Origin of the sequence: Tenacibaculum sp. Mcav3-52 (genome assembly GCF_022347665.1) — a bacterium.
Taxonomy (GTDB): domain Bacteria; phylum Bacteroidota; class Bacteroidia; order Flavobacteriales; family Flavobacteriaceae; genus Polaribacter; species Polaribacter mesophilus.
Genome location: NZ_JAKRGE010000001.1, coordinates 328952 through 350145, shown reverse-complemented (window position 1 = coordinate 350145; position 21194 = coordinate 328952). Strand labels below are relative to the sequence as shown.

The 21194-nt window shown below is 32.0% G+C and carries 15 protein-coding genes; 9 read left to right on the top strand and 6 right to left on the bottom strand.

Annotation, left to right across the window (positions count from 1 at the left end):
• The first annotated feature begins 19 nt into the window (after window positions 1-19).
• The 8 genes from MHM83_RS01655 to MHM83_RS01620 all read left to right on the top strand — a co-directional run bounded on the left by MHM83_RS01655 (window position 20) and on the right by MHM83_RS01620 (window position 13081).
• Window positions 20-2314 (top strand): NADP-dependent malic enzyme, encoded by a 2295-nt coding sequence (locus tag MHM83_RS01655; protein ID WP_047787903.1) that lies wholly within the window; start codon window positions 20-22, stop codon window positions 2312-2314.
• A gap of 64 nt (window positions 2315-2378) precedes the next feature.
• Window positions 2379-2960: a Holliday junction branch migration protein RuvA gene (gene ruvA, locus MHM83_RS01650; protein ID WP_047787902.1), complete on the top strand. Its 582-nt coding sequence runs from the start codon at window positions 2379-2381 to the stop codon at window positions 2958-2960.
• A gap of 6 nt (window positions 2961-2966) precedes the next feature.
• Window positions 2967-10067, top strand: a complete 7101-nt coding sequence (sprA, locus tag MHM83_RS01645) for a T9SS outer membrane translocon Sov/SprA (protein ID WP_239178213.1) — start codon at window positions 2967-2969, stop codon at window positions 10065-10067.
• Between the two features lie 26 nt (window positions 10068-10093).
• On the top strand, window positions 10094-10474 hold the full coding sequence (gcvH, locus tag MHM83_RS01640; RefSeq protein ID WP_047787900.1) for a glycine cleavage system protein GcvH: 381 nt from the start codon (window positions 10094-10096) through the stop codon (window positions 10472-10474).
• On the top strand, window positions 10440-10823 hold the full coding sequence (locus MHM83_RS16145; RefSeq protein ID WP_082118582.1) for a VanZ family protein: 384 nt from the start codon (window positions 10440-10442) through the stop codon (window positions 10821-10823). Before gcvH ends, MHM83_RS16145 begins: the two co-directional genes overlap by 35 nt.
• A gap of 56 nt (window positions 10824-10879) precedes the next feature.
• Window positions 10880-11602: an energy transducer TonB gene (locus tag MHM83_RS01630; RefSeq protein ID WP_047787899.1), complete on the top strand. Its 723-nt coding sequence runs from the start codon at window positions 10880-10882 to the stop codon at window positions 11600-11602.
• A gap of 105 nt (window positions 11603-11707) precedes the next feature.
• Complete coding sequence (locus MHM83_RS01625; RefSeq protein ID WP_159611017.1) at window positions 11708-12451, top strand: energy transducer TonB; 744 nt, start codon at window positions 11708-11710, stop codon at window positions 12449-12451.
• A gap of 48 nt (window positions 12452-12499) precedes the next feature.
• Window positions 12500-13081: an acyltransferase gene (locus MHM83_RS01620; RefSeq protein WP_073182254.1), complete on the top strand. Its 582-nt coding sequence runs from the start codon at window positions 12500-12502 to the stop codon at window positions 13079-13081.
• 123 nt (window positions 13082-13204) lie between these two features.
• Here the strand turns inward: MHM83_RS01620 and MHM83_RS01615 are convergent, their stop codons facing one another.
• Genes MHM83_RS01615 through MHM83_RS01590 form a run of 6 tightly spaced genes read right to left on the bottom strand, consistent with a single transcriptional unit; the run spans window position 13205 to window position 20177 of the window.
• Window positions 13205-14557, bottom strand: a complete 1353-nt coding sequence (locus MHM83_RS01615) for a mannosyltransferase (RefSeq protein ID WP_239178212.1) — start codon at window positions 14555-14557, stop codon at window positions 13205-13207.
• Window positions 14558-16048: a cellulose synthase family protein gene (locus tag MHM83_RS01610; RefSeq protein WP_167712775.1), complete on the bottom strand. Its 1491-nt coding sequence runs from the start codon at window positions 16046-16048 to the stop codon at window positions 14558-14560. It lies immediately after the preceding gene.
• The gene (locus tag MHM83_RS01605) at window positions 16048-16740 is read right to left on the bottom strand and encodes a glycosyltransferase family 2 protein (protein WP_239178211.1); all 693 of its coding nucleotides are present in this window, start codon (window positions 16738-16740) and stop codon (window positions 16048-16050) included. The genes MHM83_RS01610 and MHM83_RS01605 overlap by 1 nt, the downstream gene beginning before the upstream one ends.
• A 3-nt stretch (window positions 16741-16743) precedes the next feature.
• Window positions 16744-17220, bottom strand: a complete 477-nt coding sequence (locus tag MHM83_RS01600; protein WP_047787893.1) for a toxin-antitoxin system YwqK family antitoxin — start codon at window positions 17218-17220, stop codon at window positions 16744-16746.
• Window positions 17210-18832 (bottom strand): 4Fe-4S binding protein, encoded by a 1623-nt coding sequence (locus MHM83_RS01595; RefSeq protein WP_159611011.1) that lies wholly within the window; start codon window positions 18830-18832, stop codon window positions 17210-17212. The genes MHM83_RS01600 and MHM83_RS01595 overlap by 11 nt, the downstream gene beginning before the upstream one ends.
• 1 nt (window position 18833) lies before the next feature.
• Complete coding sequence (locus MHM83_RS01590) at window positions 18834-20177, bottom strand: NAD(P)/FAD-dependent oxidoreductase (protein WP_167712781.1); 1344 nt, start codon at window positions 20175-20177, stop codon at window positions 18834-18836.
• Window positions 20178-20317: 140 nt separating this feature from the next.
• Between MHM83_RS01590 and MHM83_RS01585 the strand changes: the two genes are divergently transcribed.
• On the top strand, window positions 20318-21187 hold the full coding sequence (locus MHM83_RS01585) for a transporter (RefSeq protein WP_167712782.1): 870 nt from the start codon (window positions 20318-20320) through the stop codon (window positions 21185-21187).
• Window positions 21188-21194 lie beyond the last annotated feature (7 nt).

Sequence of the window (21194 nt, the reverse complement as noted above, 5' to 3'; positions counted from 1 at the left end):
AACAAACAAGAACGAACCTATGAGAGATTCTAGAAAAAGGCATGAAGCTTTACTTTATCATGCCAAACCGAAGCCAGGAAAAATAGCAGTAGTACCTACCAAAAAATACGCAACACAACACGATTTATCATTAGCGTATTCACCAGGTGTTGCTGAACCTTGTTTAGAAATAGCGAAAGATAAAAACAACGTTTATAAATATACTTCAAAGAGCAATTTAGTGGCTGTTATTTCAAACGGAACAGCAGTTTTAGGGTTAGGTAATATTGGTCCTGAAGCATCCAAGCCAGTAATGGAAGGAAAAGGGTTACTTTTTAAAATTTTTGCTGATATTGATGTTTTTGATATTGAAGTAGATGCTACTGATGTTGATAAATTTGTTGAAACAGTAAAAGCTATAGCTCCTACTTTTGGAGGAATTAATTTAGAAGATATTAAAGCTCCTGAAGCTTTTGAAATTGAAAGAAGATTAAAAGAGGAGTTGGATATTCCTGTAATGCACGATGATCAGCACGGTACAGCAATTATTTCAGCCGCAGCCTTAAAAAATGCATTAGAGATTAATGAAAAGGATATTAAGGATGTAAAAATTGTTGTGAACGGAGCCGGAGCCGCAGCAATATCATGCACGCGTTTGTATCTAGCTTTAGGTGCGAGTCGTGAAAACGTAATTATGTGTGATAGTAAAGGGGTTATCAGAAAAGATAGAGATAATCTAACATCACAAAAAGCGGAATTTGCTACAGATCAAGATGTAAATACTTTAGAGGAAGCAATGTTAAATGCCGACGTGTTTATTGGTTTGTCAAAAGGAAATGTGGTATCTCCTGAAATGCTTTTGTCAATGGCGAAAAACCCAATTGTTTTTGCAATGGCAAATCCAGAACCAGAAATTGAGTACGATTTAGCTATAGCGACAAGAGACGATATTATCATGGCAACAGGAAGGTCAGATCACCCTAATCAGGTGAACAATGTATTAGGTTTTCCTTTTATTTTCCGTGGAGCATTAGATGTACGCGCAAAAAAAATTAACGAAGAAATGAAGATGGCTGCTGTACATGCATTAGCAGATTTAGCAAAACAATCAGTGCCAGAACAGGTAAATATTGTATATGATGAAGTAAGCCTTTCTTTTGGAAAAGAATATATTATACCCAAACCATTTGACCCAAGGTTAATTTATGAAATTCCACCAGCAATAGCAAAAGCAGCGATGGACTCAGGAGTTGCTCAAGAACCTATCGATGATTGGGATAGGTATAGAGAGGAGTTGATGGATCGTTCAGGAACAGGAAGTAAAGAAGTACGCTTATTACACAACAGAGCTAAAAAGAATCCTAAGAGATTAGTGTTTGCTGAAGCAGATCATTTAGATGTTTTAAAAGCAGCACAGAGAGTTTATGAAGAAAAAATTGGAAAACCGATTTTATTAGGAAGAAGAGAAATTATTTTAGAACTGAAAACTGAGTTAGGATTTGATGCTGATGTGCCAATTATTGATCCTAAAACAGATGAGGAAGAAGAAAGAAGAAACCGATATGCTGAAATATTTTGGAAATCAAGACAACGTAAAGGAGTTACGTTTTTAGAGGCACAAAAATGGATGCGTGAACGCAACTATTTTGCAGCAATGATGGTGAATTCTGGGGAGGCAGATGCATTGATTACAGGATATTCAAGACCTTATCCTTCAGTAGTGAAACCTATGTTAGAATTGATTGAAAAGGATCATGGAGTAACAAGAGTTGCAGCAACAAATATGATGTTAACGAAGCAAGGGCCTATGTTCTTAGCAGATACCACAATTAATATCAATCCAACAGCAAAAGATTTAGCTAAAATTACACAGTTAACATCTGTGTTGGCTAAAATGTTTGGGATGAAACCAAACGTTGCAATGTTAGGATTTTCAAATTTTGGATCATCAAAATCTGAAAGTTCAACTAAGATTAGAGAAGCAGTTTCTTACATCCACCGTCATTATCCAAATGTTGTAGTTGATGGTGAGTTGCAAGCAGATTTTGCTTTAAATCCAGAACTATTAGCAAAAGAGTTTCCTTTCTCTAAACTAAATGGAAAAAGAGCAAACGTATTAATTTTTCCAAATTTAGAATCGGCTAATATTACCTATAAGTTAATGAAAGCTGTTGATGAAGTAGAAACTATAGGGCCAATTTTACTTGGAATGAGTAAGCCAGTACACATTTTGCAATTGGGGGCAAGTGTAGATGAAATGGTAAATATGGCTGCAGTAGCAGTTGTAGATGCTCAAAACAAGGAAATGAAAGCAAAAAACAAAGTTTCTCAATAAGATAAGAGAAATTTTTTTAAAAGATAATTTTTTCTATTTTAGACCAATAGAAAAAAATAGCTAGATGATAACACAAATAAGGGGAAAACTTGTGGAAAAAAATCCTACATACGCTGTTGTAGATTGCAATGGAGTAGGATATTTAATGCATATTTCTTTAAACACATATTCATTATTACCAAACGATGAATATGTGTTGTTATATACACACTTATCCATTAGAGAAGATGCTCATACGTTATATGGATTTTCAACAAAAACAGAGCGAGAAGTTTTTAGGTTGCTAACTTCGGTTTCAGGAGTAGGACCAAGTACTGCACGAACCATGTTGTCTTCTATGACTTCACAAGAGGTTTCACAGGCAATAGCTTCTGGAGATGTAAAATTAATTCAAACGGTTAAAGGTATTGGAGCTAAAACTGCACAACGAGTTATTGTTGATTTAAAAGACAAAGTCTTAAAAACTTTTGATATAGATGAAGTTTCTGTGGTACAGAACAATACAAATAAAGAAGAAGCGTTATCTGCTTTAGAAGTTCTTGGGTTTGCACGAAAACAAGCTGACAAGGTAATAGGGAATATATTAAAAGAAACACCTGATGCTAGTGTTGAAAAACTTATAAAACAGGCGTTAAAAAACTTATAAAAAAGGTTGGAAAAAGCAGTTATTAATAGACTACTTACAGCACTTGCTATTTTAGTAAGTGTTGTTTCGTTTTCACAAAATACTCAAAAAAATAAGACAAGTAATGCTAAACAGGATACTGTTATTCCCCTTAAGTATAATTTTAAATATAACCAAAACGGAACACTTTATTTAAACAACCCTTCTCAAAAAGTAGTAACTTATGATAAGGTGTTGAATAAGTTTATGATTGTTGAAAAAATAGGAGATTACTATGTAGGTACCCCTATTTTTATGACACCTAAAGAGTATAATGAATACCGCTTAAAAAATGATTTAAAAGATTATTTTAAAGAAAAAGTAGACGCTACTAATCCTAAAAAGAAGGGCAGTGAGGCTGCTCGTAAAAACTTATTACCTAAATACTATGTAAATTCTAAGTTTTTCGAATCTGTTTTTGGAGGTAACACTGTTGAGGTAAACCCAACAGGACAAATAAATATTAAACTTGGAGGTGTATATCAAAACAATGAAAACCCTCAAATCTCTGTTGAAAATCAAAGCAGCTTTACATTTGATTTTGATCAACAAATTAGTGCGAGTTTACAAGCAAAAGTAGGTAAACGATTAACGGTAACGGCAAATTATGATACCCAATCTACTTTTGATTTTCAAAATATTATTAAATTAGAATATACTCCAACCGAAGATGATATTATTAGGAATATCGAGGCGGGTAATATTAGTATGCCGATTAAAAACTCACTTATTAATGGAGCACAATCGTTATTTGGGGTAAAAACAGAATTACAGTTTGGTAAAACATATGTTACAGCTGCATTCTCACAGCAAAATTCACAATCTAAAACAGTAGTTGCTGAAGGTGGAGCAACCATAGAACCATTTGAATTACGAGCATCTGACTATGATAATGATCGACATTTCTTTTTATCACAATATTTTAGAGAAAATTACAAAGAAGCTTTAGAGAATTATCCTTTAATTAACAGTCCTATAAATATTACTAGAGTTGAGGTTTGGGTAACTAATAGAAATCAAAACGTAACCGATTATCGTAGTATTGTAGCTTTTGCCGATTTAGGAGAATCTGATGATGCAAATGAAGTGAATCCAGCTGAAATAACAACAACACCTGGAGCTATATCAGTTAATTCTGAAATTATACCTTATAATGGAGTGAATAATTTAAGTTCTTTATTAACAGCAAATTCAGGTGGGATTAGAGATGTTGCAACTATTGATGCTGCAATTAATGGTATTGGTGTTCCAGCGAGACAAGGCTTTAACTATACATACTTACAAAATGCTCGTAAGTTACAACCTAATGAATTCAAACTACATCCACAGTTAGGGTTTATCTCGTTAAATAGACGATTAAATGACGGAGAAGTTTTAGCAGTAGCTTTTGAATATACTGTGGTAGGAGCCTCTAATAGTGAAACAGTTTTTAGAGTAGGAGAGTTTTCAAACGATGGAGTTGTTGCACCAGCAAACCTAGCAGTAAAATTATTACGTAGTGAAATTTTAAATACAGTTCGACCAGGAACAGCTACAGCAAATAGTCCCGGTGAGCCTTTTCCTACGTGGCGCTTAATGATGAAAAACGTATATGCTTTAGGAGCATTTCCATTACAACGTGAAGGTTTTCGTTTTGAGTTATTGTATCGTGATGATGAAACAGGAACCTTACAAAACACTTTACAAAATGCAGCAAATACAGCGTTAAAGAATGAACCATTATTAAGGTTGCTGAATTTAGATAAATTAGACCAAAGTGAATATGCAGTTACAAATGGAGATGGTTTTTTTGATTATATAGAAGGAATTACGGTAAATTCTGAAAGAGGATACATTTTGTTTCCTGAGCCAGAACCATTTGGTGAAGATTTATTACTGAAATTAACCAATCCAACAGATCAAACAAAATACGGTTTCGAAGAATTATATTTAACTACTAAAATTCAAGCTAAAAACGAGTATCAGAACTTAGATAAATTCTTCTTAAAAGGATATTTTAAATCAGAAACAAGTAGAGGGATCTCTTTGGGGGCTTTCAATGTTCCAAGAGGGTCAGTTCGCGTTACAGCTGGAGGAAGACAATTGGTTGAAGGGATAGATTATGTGGTAGATTATCAATTAGGTCGTGTGCAAATTTTAGACCCAGGTTTAGAAGCTTCAGGAATTCCAATTAACGCATCTGTAGAAAATAATACATTTTTTAATCAGCAACGAAAAACATTTATAGGAATTGATGTTGAACATCGTTTTTCTGAAGATTTTATTTTAGGGGGAACTTTTTTAAATGTTAGTGAAAAGCCAATTACACCTAAGGTAAATTTAGGAGGAGAGCCTATAGATAATATTATGTTAGGTTTGAACTTAGACTATTCTTCAGAAGTACCCTATTTAACAAAACTAGCAAACAAATTGCCTTTCGTTGAAACTGAAGCTCCGTCAAATGTTTCGGTTAGAGCTGACATGGCATATTTGTTACCAGGATCTCCTAGTGGAATTAATGTAGATGGTACTGCAACTTCATATTTAGATGATTTTGAAGCTTCACAAATACCAATTAACTTAAACTCACCACAGCAATGGTTTTTAGCGAGTACGCCAGAATCTCAAGGTTTTGATGGAGGAACTTTTGGTTTAGAATACAATTACAAAAGAGGGAAATTAGCTTGGTACAATATTGATCAACTATTCTACGGAAGTGGAAACAGACCAAGTAATATTGATGAGAATGAATTGTCTAGAGATGAGGTACGTCAAATTCGATATAATGAATTATTTCCTAACACAGATTTAGATATTACACAACAAAACTTAGTTAGAACCTTAGATTTAGCTTATTACCCTGCAGAAAGAGGACCATATAACTATAATGAAAATGCAAGCAGTGTAACAGCTGAAGAGCGCTGGGGAGGTATTATGAGAGCATTAACCACGAATAATTTTGAGCAAGCAAATGTTGAGTATATTCAATTTTGGTTAATGGATCCGTATGAAAACTATTCAATTACAACTGAAGAAGGTTTGCCTGCAGGAATTAACCCAAATGACCCAACAAATCAAGTAGGGAAATTATTTATAAACTTAGGTAATGTTTCTGAAGATATATTAAAAGATGGAAGAAAGCAATATGAAAATGGGCTCCCTGCCGATGGACAAAAAGCTGACGGAGGTAATATCCAAACTTCTATTTGGGGAGATACCCCTATAAATCCTTCTATTTTATATGCTTTTGACTCTAGTAATGATGCAAGAACGAATCAAGATATTGGTTTAGACGGTTTAAGTGATGAAGAAGAAAGAATAAAATTCCCTGCATTTGCTGGACTAGATGACCCAGCGGGAGATAATTTCCAGTTTTTTAGAGGAGGAGAAATAGAAAACACCAATCCATCAGTTTTATCCAGATATAAAAACTTTAACGGTACAGAAGGTAACTCACCAACAGCGAGTCAGTCAAACGAATCATATCCAACATCATCAACCACCTACCCAGATACAGAAGACATCAATAAGGATCAAACAATGAATCCTGTGAATAGTTATTTTGAGTATGAGGTTTCTCTAAATAAAACAGATTTAGTATTAGGTCAAAATAATATTATTGATGTAAAAACACAAAATGTAACACTTTTAAACGGAGCAACAAGAACCACTAAATGGTATCAATTTAGAATACCTGTTAGAAATGTTACCGATGCTCAAAAAATTAATGGAATTACTGATTTTAATAGCATTCGTTTTATACGAATGTTTTTAACGCAATTCAAAATGCCAGTAGTATTACGTTTTGGAGAATTAGAATTGGTAAGAGGAGATTGGAGACGTTATACAAAAACATTACCAGATACAAACACTCCTCCTGAGGATTTAGATTCAAATAAATTAAACAAGTTTGAAGTAGGAGTAGTTAGCATTGAACAAAATCAAGACCGTTATAAACTGCCACCAGGAATTCAAAGAGAACGTTTGCAAGGAACCAATAGAATTCAACGTCAAAACGAGCAATCTGTAACGTTAAAGGTAACTGACTTAGAAGCTGACGAGGTTAGAACTATTTATAAAAATATTAGTATTGATATGCGTAGGTATAAAAAGCTGCGTATGTTTTTACATGCTGAAAATCAAAATAGCGTTACAGGCGCAAATGATGATGAAATGGTAGCAATTATACGTTTAGGTACCGATTTAAACGATAACTATTACCAAGTAGAAAAGCCATTAAAAATATCTACATCAAACGCTTCATCTTTAGATGTTTGGCCTCAGGAAAATAATTTAGATATTCCATTAGAAGAGTTAGCTAACCTAAAAATTGAAAGACCAACAGGAAGCAATCTTACTGATGTGTATTCGTCGATAAGCTCTAATGGATTAAAAATTTCTGTGAGAGGAAACCCAACCTTAGCTCAAGTAAGAACGGTGATGTTAGGGGTTAAAAATACAGTTAGCGATAATAAAACTGTTGAAGTTTGGTTTAATGAATTACGTGCAGTAGGCTTTGATAACAAAGGAGGATGGGCAGCAGTTGTAAATGCAGATGCTAATATGGCTGATGTAATGGATGTCTCTTTAGCTGGAAGAATGTCAACCATAGGTTTTGGTAATGTAGAAGATCGTGTACAACAAAGAAGTATTGAAGAAATAAAACAATATAGTGTAGCTACCAATATTCAGTTAGGTAAAATGATGCCAAAAAAATGGAACATGCAAGTACCTATGAATTATAGTTATGGAGAAGAGTTTAGAGACCCAAAATACGATCCACAATTTCAAGATGTAGAATTAGAAGACGCAATTGATAAAAACCCAAATAGTAAAAATGCTCAAGATTATACAAGAAGGAAAAGTATTAGTTTCATTAATGTAAAAAAGAATAGAAACCCAGAAAGTAAGAAGAAACCTAAATTTTATGATGTAGAGAATTTTTCAGCCTCATATTCACATAGCGAGGAGTTTCATAAAGATTACAATATTGAAAGTTATGTAAACAAAAATGTAATGGCTGGTGCTAGTTATAATTTCACTTTTGTTCCTTTTAGTATAGAGCCATTTAAAAAATCAGAAGGATTTAAAAGTAGGTACTTACAATTTATAAAAGATTTAAACTTTAACCCAGTACCTAAAACAATAGCATTAAACTCAAGAATTAACAGAAACTATAATAGTCAACAGTCAAGAAACTTGATTATTGACCCAGTGAATCCTTTACCTGCTCAACCAGAACTCATACAAAGAAGATTTTTATTTAATTGGGATTATACAATCGGTTTCGACTTAACTAAGTCATTACAATTAAACTTTAATGCGACAAACAATTATATATACGATAGTTTCGGAGAAGATGAACAATTAGAAGTTTACGATCAATTTTTCAGTATAGGAAGACCAGATAATTACCATCAAAAGTTAAATACAACTTATAAATTACCATTAAATAAGTTTCCATTCTTGAATTTTATCAATGCAGATTACGGATATACAGCTGATTTTGATTGGAAAGCAGGTTCACAAAGTTATATTGAGCAAGTTGGAAACATGATTCAGAATGCCAATACACATAACTTAAACACAAATATAGATTTCGGTCGTTTTTATAAAATTGTTGGTGTAGATAAACTATTGTTAAAAGGAACAAAAAAGCAACCAACTCAAAAAGGAACAGCTACATTAGGAGGAAATCAAGTAGCCCAAAAGCCAAAGCTTAAAAAGAAAGCTACTTTTGGTCAAAAATTAGGAAAGGGAGTATATGATGTGTTAACATCGGTAAAAAGAGCAAAAATTAGTTACTCTCAAAATAATGGAACTTTACTACAAGGATATAAGCCTTCAGTTGGATTTTTAGGAAGAAATGGTTTTGATGGAGGCTTAGCTCCAACTTTAGGATTTGTATTTGGTAGTCAAACAGATATTTTAAATACAGCAATTGAAAATGGATGGTTAATTACTAGAAACGCTGGAGATGAGTATTACAGTAAGAATTACTCTAAAACAAGATATAAAAAACTAGATTATAATGTGTCTGTAAAACCTTTTAGAGATTTAACTATTGATTTACGAGGGAACAGAATTCAAACAAGTAACTTAACACAGCAGTTAGATGTTGTTTCAAATGGTAGTGGAGGTTTTGAGCAAGATCCGAATATAAAGCCCTTTGAAACAGGTAATTATAGTATTAGCCATTTTATGTTAGGAACTATTTTTACTGATAATGAAACATTATATCAAAACTTCTTAGATTATAGAAGCACTATTTCAAATAGACTATCGGCAGAAACAGGCTTGCCTAATACAGGTACAGCAGCGTATCAAACAAACGGACAGCAAGCAATGCTTCCAGCATTTATTGCTGCATATTCTGGTAATAGTCCGAATTCGGTAAGTACAGGAATCTTTAAAAATATTCCGATTCCTAACTGGACATTACGTTATAATGGTTTTATGAAATATAAATGGTTTAAGAAAAACTTTTCTTCGTTTACTCTATCACATGGTTACAAATCATCGTATACAATAGGTAACTATTCTAATAATTTACAGTATGATTCAAATAATAGAGAAACAAATACAAATACTTCTGGTAATTATCAACCAGAACTCTTAATTTCGTCCGCAACTTTAATTGATGAGTTTTCACCATTAATAAAAGTAGATTTTAGAATGAAGAATTCAGTTTCATTCAAAGGAGAGATAAGAAGAGACAGATCTTTAACATTAAACTTTAATAATAATACTTTAACAGATGTTAAAGGAACAGAATATGTTTTAGGGTTTGGATACAAGATAAGAGATGTTAAATTTGTCACTAGATTTACAGGAAAAAAAGAAACTTTAAAAGGAGATATAAATTTAAGAGCTGATATATCGTTAAGAGATAACTTAACATTGATAAGAAGTGTAGATGAAGAAAATAGTCAGATTACAGGAGGGGAGAAATTATTTGGATTAAAATTTATTGCCGACTATAATTTAAGCAGCAATTTAACAGCATCTTTTTATTACAATCACCAAACATTTGAATATGCAGTTTCTACCACTTTTCCAAGACAATCTATTAATGCAGGAATTAATTTAGTATACAACTTAGGAAATTAAAACAAACACAATAAAAAATCATTACAATGAACATTCCATCAGAATTAAAGTACACCAAAGACCACGAGTGGGTTAAAGTAGAAAATGGTGTAGCAACTATTGGTATTACTGATTTTGCACAAGGAGAGTTAGGAGATATCGTATACGTTGACGTAGATACATTAGATGAGGAATTAGATGCTGAAGAAGTTTTCGGTTCTGTAGAAGCAGTAAAAACAGTTTCAGACCTTTTTATGCCTTTATCAGGAGAAGTAGTAGAGTTTAATGAAGCTTTAGAAGATGAACCAGAATTAGTAAACTCTGACCCTTATGGAAACGGGTGGATGATAAAAGTAAAATTATCTGACGATTCACAAGTAGCAGATTTATTAAGTGCTGAAGCATATCAAGAACTTATTAAAGGATAAACTAACCATAATAGCAATACTAATAACTTTAAGTATTGCTATTATTAGTTTAGTAAAAATAGAAAAAGCTCCTATACAAATTAACCATATAGATAAGCTAGAACATACCTTTGCTTATTTCGTGTTAAGTTTGGTATGGTTGTTAGCTTTAAAAACAACAAAAATTAATAAATATATTACTGTTTTTTGTTGTTTTTTTTACGGCATAATTATTGAGGTTCTACAAGTTACAACAACGTCATATAGATCAGGAGAGGTTTTAGATATAATGGCAAACACGACGGGTATTTTAATAGCTTTCATAGTTTATAACTTTTTTTTAAGAAAAATAAAGCTATTTAAAGATTAAGCTTGTAAAAGTTGAAATAAATTAATTAAATTAGCGAACTATTAAAAACATTTAGGATGGAAATCAAGAAAAATCCAAAATCAAACTTAGAGAACTATAGTAAACTATTTATGCAAATAGGTTTGGTTTTAGCTTTATTTGTAACGTATGTTGCTATTGAGAATAAGACATATGATAAAGAGTATGGAGAGTTAGGTATGGCTAACATGGCTACTGATATTGAAGAAGAAACTATTGAGCTTCAAATTGAGCCACCAAAGCCAAAACCAAATACACCTCCACCACCAGCTCCTGAAAAAATTGAAGTAGTAGAAGACGAAGAAGAGATTGAAGAAACAGTTATCGAATCAACTGAAACTGATGAATCTGAAGCTGTAGAGGTAGAAGATATTCAAGAGGTTGAAGAGGTTGAAGAAGTGGTAGAAGATGTACCATTCGCTATTATTGAGGAAGTTCCTGTATTTCCTGGTTGTAGTGGAACAAAAGCTCAAAAGAAAGCATGTTTGAATAAAAAGTTACAGAAGCATATTCAACGTAACTTTAATGCAGAACTAGCAAATGAATTAGGTTTATCTCCAGGTAAGAAAAGAATTTATGTACAGTTTAAAATTGATAAGGACGGTACTATTACTAGTGTAGCGGCAAGAGCTCCTCATCCAAGATTAAAAAAAGAGGCAGAAAGAGTTGCTAAGAAAATACCTAAAATGAAACCAGGTAGACAAAGAGGTAGACCAGTAAGAGTAGGTTATACGTTACCTATTACATTTAATGTAGAGTAGTAGAAACTTACTAAAAGATAAAAAAAGACAATCCAAAACGGATTGTCTTTTTTTATTGGCACGTTTCTTGTTTTTAACATAGTATTAACACAAAAAACAAATACTATGAAAACACCTAAGAAGCATGCTAAAAAGCAATTAGAAAAATTTTCAACTATTTTTACACAATTAGGCTTAGTGCTAACTTTGTTTGTCGTTTTTCTTGTTTTAGAGCACGAAACAGTTAAAGATACAGCGGTAGTTGAACCTACTAATGTACAAGATTATGAGAAAGTTTACACTTTTGATACCCCTGTTATTATAAGAAGCAGAGTAAAAGAAATTGTAAAACCAAAGAAGAAGCGTGTAATTAAAGAAATATTTAAACCCGAAGTAGTAGATAATAATACAGAAAATACCACTGTAATAGATTTACCTGTAGATGAAGCACCTATTGATTTAAATCAAATTCCAGAGTTAAAAGAAACTGAAACTATAGAAGATAGTGATGATCCAATTTCAATTAAGAATGTCCAAAACACTCCGGTTTTTAAAGGTTGTGAAGGACTCTCAGAAGAAGAAAACATAAAATGTTTTGAAAGAAAAATACAACAGCATATACAACGTAATTTTAATTCTGAATTGGCGCAAGATGTAGAATTAAATTCTGGTAAATATAAAATATTGACACAGTTTGTTATTGATAAGTTAGGTAATGTTACGGATATTCAAATTAGGGCACCACATACTAAATTAAAAAAGGAAACAAACAGAGTAGTAAATAAAATTCCAAAATTTACTCCAGGAAAACAGAATAATAAAGAAGTAAAAGTAAAATATACGCTACCAATTACTTTTAGAGTGGAATAAAAAGTAAAAACTCAGCCAACTGGTTGAGTTTTTTTATTTTTGTTATATATGGATACAGATAAAATGTTTTTTGCACATGAGACAGCAGTTATTGATGATGGTTGCATAATTGGAGAAGGAACTAAAATATGGCACTTTAGCCATATTATGCCTAATTGTAACATTGGTAATAATTGTAATATTGGACAAAACGTAGTAGTGTCGCCTCAGGTTGTTTTAGGGAATAATGTAAAGGTTCAAAATAATGTTTCTATATATACGGGTGTTAGATGCGAAGATGATGTCTTTTTAGGACCCTCTATGGTTTTTACCAATGTAATTAATCCACGTAGCGCCATAAAAAGACAAGATCAGTATTTAGAAACAATTGTTAAAAAAGGAGCGAGTATAGGAGCAAATGCAACAATTGTATGCGGTAACAATATTGGAGAATACGCTTTTATAGGAGCAGGAGCAGTGGTAACTAAAGAAGTTAAACCTTATGCGTTAGTTGTAGGAAACCCATCAAAACAAATAGGGTGGATTAGTGAGTACGGACATCGGTTAAATTTTGATGATGAAGGTTTGGCTACTTGCTCAGAAAGTGGAGATAAATATATCTTGAAAAACAATGAGTTAAGAAAACTTTAAGTTAAAGTTTAAAAAAAGTGAAAAAACTTAAAAAAAATATTTGTGAAAAGAAAAATCTTATTTATATTTGAACAGTGGTTTTTAAACCACTTTCTTTTTCTTTTTCATAGCAATTTTTCCCACTCAATTTTGAGTGGGTTTTCTTTTTATAAAAACTTCCCAAATAAAGTAACTGTATAGAATAATGTATTCTAAAGTAATTAACCAAAGATTTTCTTTCCATGGAGAATTAGCATATGCCTGATAACTTAGAATAATAACTAAACTCCACAAAATAGCATAACGATATTGAGTAAATACAGATAAAATTAAAAGCGTTGCTATATACCAAGGATGCATTGTTGTTGTTGAAAAATAGTAGAACGACAAAGCAAATAGCATACTTAGAATTAATTGTTTTGTTGACTTGTTCTTTTTGAAAAAAGTAAGAATTAATAAAAAGCAAACGGTAAGAATAGGTATTATTTTACCAATAATGGCAATCTCATTATAGCCTCTAAATTGATAACCAATTTCTCTAGCTAAATAGTAAAAACTAGCATTAAACTCAAAGCTTCTAAACCATAAACCAACAGAGTTAGTATAGTTTGAAATTAACTCTGGAGAATAGAAAGGAAGAAAAAGTAACACAATTGTTAGAACTACAGTTCCGTAAAAAAATGCTAATTTTTGTAATCCTTTAAGGAGTGAAAAATCATTTTTTACAAACCATTGAAAAAATAAAGGTAAAAAGAGTAAAGGAATGAGTTTTACAGAAACTGAACAAGCCATTAGTATAGCTGCTAAAAACCACTTCTGTTTATGTAGTGTATAAATACTCCAAACCAGAAAGAATAACATAACAGGTTCAAAATGTAAGTTTCCAGTAAGTTCAATTATAATAAATGGGTTTAAAACATATAGAAAAATGTTTTTAACGGGTAATTGTAATCTTTCTAAAAGCTTTTTACCAAAGTATAAAATACCAACATCAGCCAAGATAATAAGTGTTCGCATTACAATAACGCTCCAAATAATGCTGTTTTTAGCAAACAAGGCGGCTATTAAAAAGCAAAGTTGATTAACTGGAGGATAGTTGGTGTAATGACTACCATTTAAGGCTCCCATTCCTTCATACAAATCCTTAGCTTGGTTAATAGGGTAGTTATGCTGCTCAATAAATGTTTGAGGTAATGATAAATAAGGATTTATTCCTTCTAAAATCATACGTCCATCCCAAATAAAACGATAGAAATCTTGAGATAGATTAGGAATAGAAAAAAAGAAAACCAATCGAAATAAGACCGAAATTCCAGCTAAATGAGCAAACGATAATTCTTTATCTCGTAAAAGAGCAAAATAACAAGTAAATAGGCTAATCCAGAGAAAAAGTAACTTGTTAAATTCGGTACGTTCAATTGTATAAGCAAATAAAAAATAAAGAAGAACACTAACAAAGGTTAGTATAATTGAGCTATATTTTTTAAAAAAAGACATTTAAGCTTTTGAGAAAATCGATTTAAAAAAGACATATCCAAAACCAACAAATAACATTAAATGAAAAGGAAACAAACCAAAGTCTCCACCCTGATCACCAACAGTAAAAGCACTATACATACCAAAAGCAAAGTATAAAGCTAATAAACCTTCTATGATTACATGTAAAGAGGGTCTTTTACGAATATATTTATTGTTTTTCCAACTATCTTTTAACGACTTAATATTGAATTTAGGGGTTCTTACAAATTCACTTTTTTTACCTAAATGACCTTCTAAAACAGCAATTGTATTGTGTAAAGAGAAGCCCATGGCAATAGAGAAAAAAGCGAAAAAGGCGCCAATATATTTGATAAAATTCCAGAAACCTCCTCCGTAAGTCCTTTTATACATAAACCAGTAGCAGATAAAGAAAATAAAGGTGCTTACAATAAAAAAGCTCATGACTATAAAATAAATTTTTAAATGAGCATATTCATTTTTAATATACAACATAGGTATACTTAAAACAGCTACTAAAAAGATACAAGTAAACATTGAACTATTTAGTAAGTGTAGCGTTCCATGAAGTTTTGTTTTAAAGGGAATAGTAGAACTTGTAATAATTCTCTTCAACATTTTTTGAAAATTCTCTGCTCCTCCTTTGTTCCATCTAAATTGTTGCGAACGAGCAGCGCTAATAACTACAGGTAATTCAGCAGGAGTAACAACATTTTCTAAATATTTGAATTTCCAATTCTTTAATTGTGCACGGTAGCTTAAATCTAAGTCTTCTGTTAAAGTATCTCCCTCCCAGTTTCCAGCATCGTAAATACACTCTTTACGCCAAATACCTGCAGTACCATTAAAATTAATAAAATGTCCTTGGCTATTTCTGCCTACTTGTTCTAACGTAAAATGAGCATCTAAAGCAAACGCTTGAATTTTTGTTAAAGTTGAATAATTTCTATTAATATGTCCCCAACGAGTTTGAACTACCCCTATTTCAGGATCTTTAAAATACGGAACGGTTTCCAATAACCAATTTTCCTTAGGTAAGAAATCGGCGTCAAAAATAGCAATAAACTCACCTTTGGCCGTTTTAAGTCCTTCCTTTAGGGCGCCAGCCTTAAATCCTTGACGGTTTTCACGTCTAATATGTTGAATGTCTAAACCTGTTTTTTGAAGCTCTTTAATTTGTTTAGCTGTGCTCTCAATTGATTCATCGGTAGAATCATCTAATACTTGAATTTCTAACTTTTCGCGTGGATATTCTAATTGAGCAATGTTGTGTAATAAACGCTCCATTACATATAGCTCATTATAAACAGGTAGCTGTATTGTTACATACGGAACTTTGTTAATGTCAGATAAATCTAATTTGGGTGTGCTTTCCTTTTTTTTCTGAGCTTTCAAATAGTTGATAAGCAGGTTTAACTGAGCTATAGCGTATAACAATATAAGTACTAATGATATAGTGTATAGCGTAATTATTATATATTCTAAAACCATTATTTAAAGCTATATTTAAAGATCCAACCTAAAATTTTTATGCCGGCTAATATACTACCTTTTACAGTTCCTGAAACCTTTGAAACGCCAATTCTATTTCTATATTTCATAGGAATTTCTGTATAAGTTAATTTTTGTTTCAAAGCCTTTAATTGCATTTCTACTGTCCAACCATACGTTTTGTCTTTCATGTTTAAAGCTAGTAGTTTATCATATTTTATTGCTCTGAAAGGGCCTAAATCAGTGAATTTTGCACCAAAAAACAACTTCATTAAAGTAGTTGCTAGCCAATTACCAAAAACTTGTTGAGGAGTCATAGAGCCCTTTTCACGTAGTCGTTGTACACGAGCACCAATTACAAAATCAATGTTATCATTCATTATTGGAGCAACAAGCTCAGTAAGTTGTTCAGGATAATCAGAATAATCTCCGTCTAAAAAAACAACGATATCTGGCTTTTCGTTTTTAATAGAAATATATTCCATCCCTTTCAAACAAGCATATCCGTAACCTTTTCTATTTTCAGAAAGTACTGTTGCTCCTGCGTTTTTAGCAATGGTTTCAGTATTATCTGTTGAATTGTTACTAATAACAATTACCTCGTCTACTATGGAAGGAATGTCATTGATTACATGGGCAATGGAATCTTGTTCGTTATATGCGGGGATGATAACTTTTATAAGTGGATTCATTAATTATTTTAAGTCGTTGAGATTGTTTTCTTTTGCAAAAGAAGACAAATTATTCCATTCTTTTAGCTTTAGTCCTTCTTTAAACTTTATAGCTTTTGTTACCTTATGTTTTTTGTATAATAAACAGTAACCGTTTTTTTTATTGTTTTTGATTTGACATTTTTGATAAATACCTCCTTTATTATTGTAAAAGACCCACCATTTGTTTGGTAATCCATTAATAAAATGTCCTTCCTTTTTTTTAAAAGAGTTTTCATAATAAAAATGCCAATACTTAACAGGAAGGTTATTTTTAAAACTTCCTTCTTTTTTAATGTTTCCATTTTTGTAATAAAAAATCCAATAATCGGTTTTTTTATTATTTTCAAGCCAGCCTTCTTCTTTTAATGTTCCTTCTTCATAAAATGATTTATGATATGTTTTTTGCCCAACTAAAGAGAAAGTAATAAAAAAGCATAGTATGAAAACATTATTTTTCATTTACCAATTTCATTAAATCAACATCGTTACCTAATAAAACCTCTGTTGGGTTGATACGTCCTTTTTCCGGACCATTTTCCAACTTCAATACTCCTCTAGGGCATACTGCCGAACAAATACCACAACCAACACAACTTGCACGCACTATATTTTCTCCTTTTTGGGCATATGCACGTACATCAATACCTTGTTCACAATATGTAGAACAATTTCCACAAGAAATACATTGTCCGCCATTGGTAGTAATTCTAAATCGAGATTTAAAACGTTGTACAATTCCTAAATAAGCGGCTAACGGACAACCGAAACGACACCAAACACGGTTTCCAAAAATTGGATAAAACCCGGTACCAATAACTCCTGCAAACCAAGCTCCTATTAAAAAGCTGTAAGTATCTTTAATCCATTGAGAGTTGATTCCTAGGAAAGATTGAGCTCCAGTAAAGTAACAGTATAACGTTACAACGGTCATTATTAACGAAAATACCAAAACACTATGTATTAACCAGCGCTCTAGTTTCCATGCATTCATACTTTTGTTAGAATGCTGACGGTATGGATCACCTAAAGTTTCAGCTAAACCACCACAACCACAAACCCAAGAGCAATACCATCTTTTTCCAAAGAAATATACCATTACAGGAACAATGATAAGCGTAAGCACAATACCCCAAACTAAAATAAATAAACCAATAGCTCCGCTATTTCTTAAACTATCTAAATTCCATTCAAAAAAGAAATCATAGTCTAACGGAAAAGCATTTTTAAAATCATACCCAGGCATATTTAAACTGGTCATGATTTCTGGAATAAGGAAGGCAAATACAATCTGAAAAAATAAAACAGAAGTTGTCCTTATAACTTGGTATTTGTTATGTCTGTATTTTATATACATTCTTACTCCCATTGTAAGCATAATTACACAGTATAAAAAACCATATACGAACCACTGACTTGCTTCGCCACCGTTTAAAAATTTGCTGATAGGATCTAATATAAAAGTCCAGTTAACCACATAATCAGGAAAAAAATAAAGCAACAAGTAAAAAACAACTAAGTAAATTAAAACTAACCAAGCTATCCATCCTCGGTTTGTACTAGCTTCTAAATAAATACCATTGTTCTTTATTCCTTTTGGACCAAGTAAAATAAAATTAGGAAGTATAAATAACAGTGCTCCCAAAATACCTAAACCAAAAGTGAGTAACCATAGCAAACTTGAGTTGTTTCTAACAAAACCATTTCCAGCTTTTTTAGCTAACTCATAACTTAAGGTATGGGGTTTCCCATAAATTAAATATTGGTATTGTTCACCTTTTTTATCCCAATTTTTTTCAGCGTCGTATTTAGCAATTAGAGTATTATAATGATTGTTAGATGCTTCATAAGCATTTCTAACCCGACTAGAAAATTCAAAAATATTAAAGCTTTCATCGGTAACAATAGCTTTACTGAGTTTCTCTTTTATGATTTCACTTTTATATCCTTTTTCAGTAATAAATGAATCTAGTTCTGATTGATTTAAATTAAAAGAACCCGTAAAAATTACTCCTGAAAAAATGATTAACCCTATTAAGAATAGAAGTAGACCTGTTTGTTTTATTATTTTCATCCTAAACTCTGCTGAAAATTCGTTTCCAGCTTTTCTTTTTTAATTGAATATTGGTGTTGTTTTCTTTGTTGAATTTTGCTACAATTTCTGATTCGTGAAGTTTATAGAATTCTGGGTCGAAGTTTGCATCTGCTAAATGTTCTAAAGTATAAGTTACAGACTGCTTTTTATTCAAAATTTTGTCAAAAAACTCATGACGCATTCGTATCCCTAATGTATTTATACCAAGGAATTCTTGCGTGTTTTTATCATAGTTAATTCGAATACATTTTTTACCACTTTCGTGCTCCCAGTAAAAATGAGCTTCATTTGCTTTAGGTTGCGGCCATACCCAACCATAAGTTTGGTATTCAATATCAATAAATTTTGCTGAGTTAAACCAGTGCCCTGGTTTGTATTGAATTCGATTGCCACAAATAGTTTGTGCAACAGTTTCTCCCATCATTCTACCAGTGTACCAAACAGCTTCAATAGGACGACGTAAACCAATTGCTTCATGTTGTTCTGCACAATCTCCAATTGCATACACATCTTTGATATTGGTTTCTAAAAAACGATTGACTTTAATTCCTCTACCAAGTTCAATTTCAGAGCCTTTTAAAAAGTCAATATTAGGAGAAACACCAGCAGTCAAACCAACAACATTACACGGTATTTCTTCACCAGTCTCTTCAACAATTACAGATGTAACTTGCCCGTTTTTATCTGATTTTATTTCTTTTAGGTTTACACCTAAGCGTAAATCGATATGATTTTCTATAATTTCACGATTTATCATGGCAGATTCTCCCTTGGGTAACACTTTGTCCCAAAAACTATTTTCACGAACTAAAAAGGTAACAGGGATATTTCTGCTATGAAGCATTTCGGCAAGTTCAATTCCAATTAAACCTCCACCAACAATAACAGCTCTTTTACATACTTTGTTGTTTGGAGCATATTGTTCAAGAGCCTCTAAATCTTGTTTATGATACATTCCCATAACACCTTTTAAGTTTTGTCCAGGCCAACCAAACTTGTTAGGTTTAGAGCCAGTGGCTATAATTAACTTATCGTAAGACAGTTTTTCTCCAGTGCTAAAGGCTATTTCTTTTTCTGATGAATGTACTTTTGAAACAAAACCTTTTTTGAGATTGATTCTGTTTTTTTTCCAAAACCAAGATTCGTAAGGTTGTGTATGTTCAAATTTCATGTGTCCCATGTACACATACATTAAAGCTGTTCTTGAAAAGAACTCATCAGTTTCAGAAGAAATAAGGGTGATTTTTTTGTCTGATAATTTTCTGATATGCCTTGCGGCTGTAACTCCAGAAATTCCATTACCAATAATAACAACGTGCTCCATAAATGTTGATTTGCTGTTTAGGTCGTTGCTAAAGTTAAGAACTTAATAAAGGAATTGAATTTAGAATGATTTTAAATAAAAGGGCTTTGTAAGAGAAGTTTTTTTTAAGCGACTTAAGATCTATATAAAAAATTAACCTTATGAAACGACAATTAGTAAGCCTTACAGTTTTACTGTTTTTTGTAGTGCAACTTTCAAATGCTCAAGATGATAAAGCAGAAAAATCAAATATTCAAACATATACACCATCTAAGCTTTTAAATAATGGTCAGTGGGATATTAAATGGTTTAATAACCTATATACAGAAACAAAATTTGCCGATGCAGATGGTAATACCAAATCGAAAGCAAGAGAGAATTACTTTACTTCAACGTTGGAAGCTTTCACTGGAATTTCTAAAAATAACCGTATTAACGTAGGAGCAATTGTAGAGTTTCGTTCCAACACAATTGGAGGACGTCAAGCATTATCAGTATTTAGTTTAGAAGATAATCCAAACTCTGAAAGAAAAGGAATTACATCAATTGCACCAGCTATTAAGTTTCAACCATTAAAAAATGTAGGAAATTTTTCCGTTCAATCAGCAATACATATTCCTTTGGTGAGTAATGAAACAGAAAATGGTGTCTTTTTAGACCAAACAGCGTGGACTTTTCAGAATCGATTTTTTTACGATTATACTTTTTCTAGTGGAAAATGGCAGTTATTTACAGAGTTAAATACGGAGTACAATTTTGGTGATGAGGATAGCTTTGCGAACAATACTTTTTTGTTAACTCCTGGTGTTTTCTTTAGTTATTTTCCCAACGAAAAGTCTACCGTATTAGTGTTTTCTCAACATTCACAAAGATTTGGAGATTTTACACAAGATTATACAGCTTTAGGTTTGGGAGGAAAATATCAATTAACCAGTGTTTTAAACTTGGAGGTTTTGTACAGTAACTTTGTTAGAGGAAACAACAATGGGCTAGGACAAAGTTTTAATGTAGGATTAAGGGCATTATTTTAAAAATAGT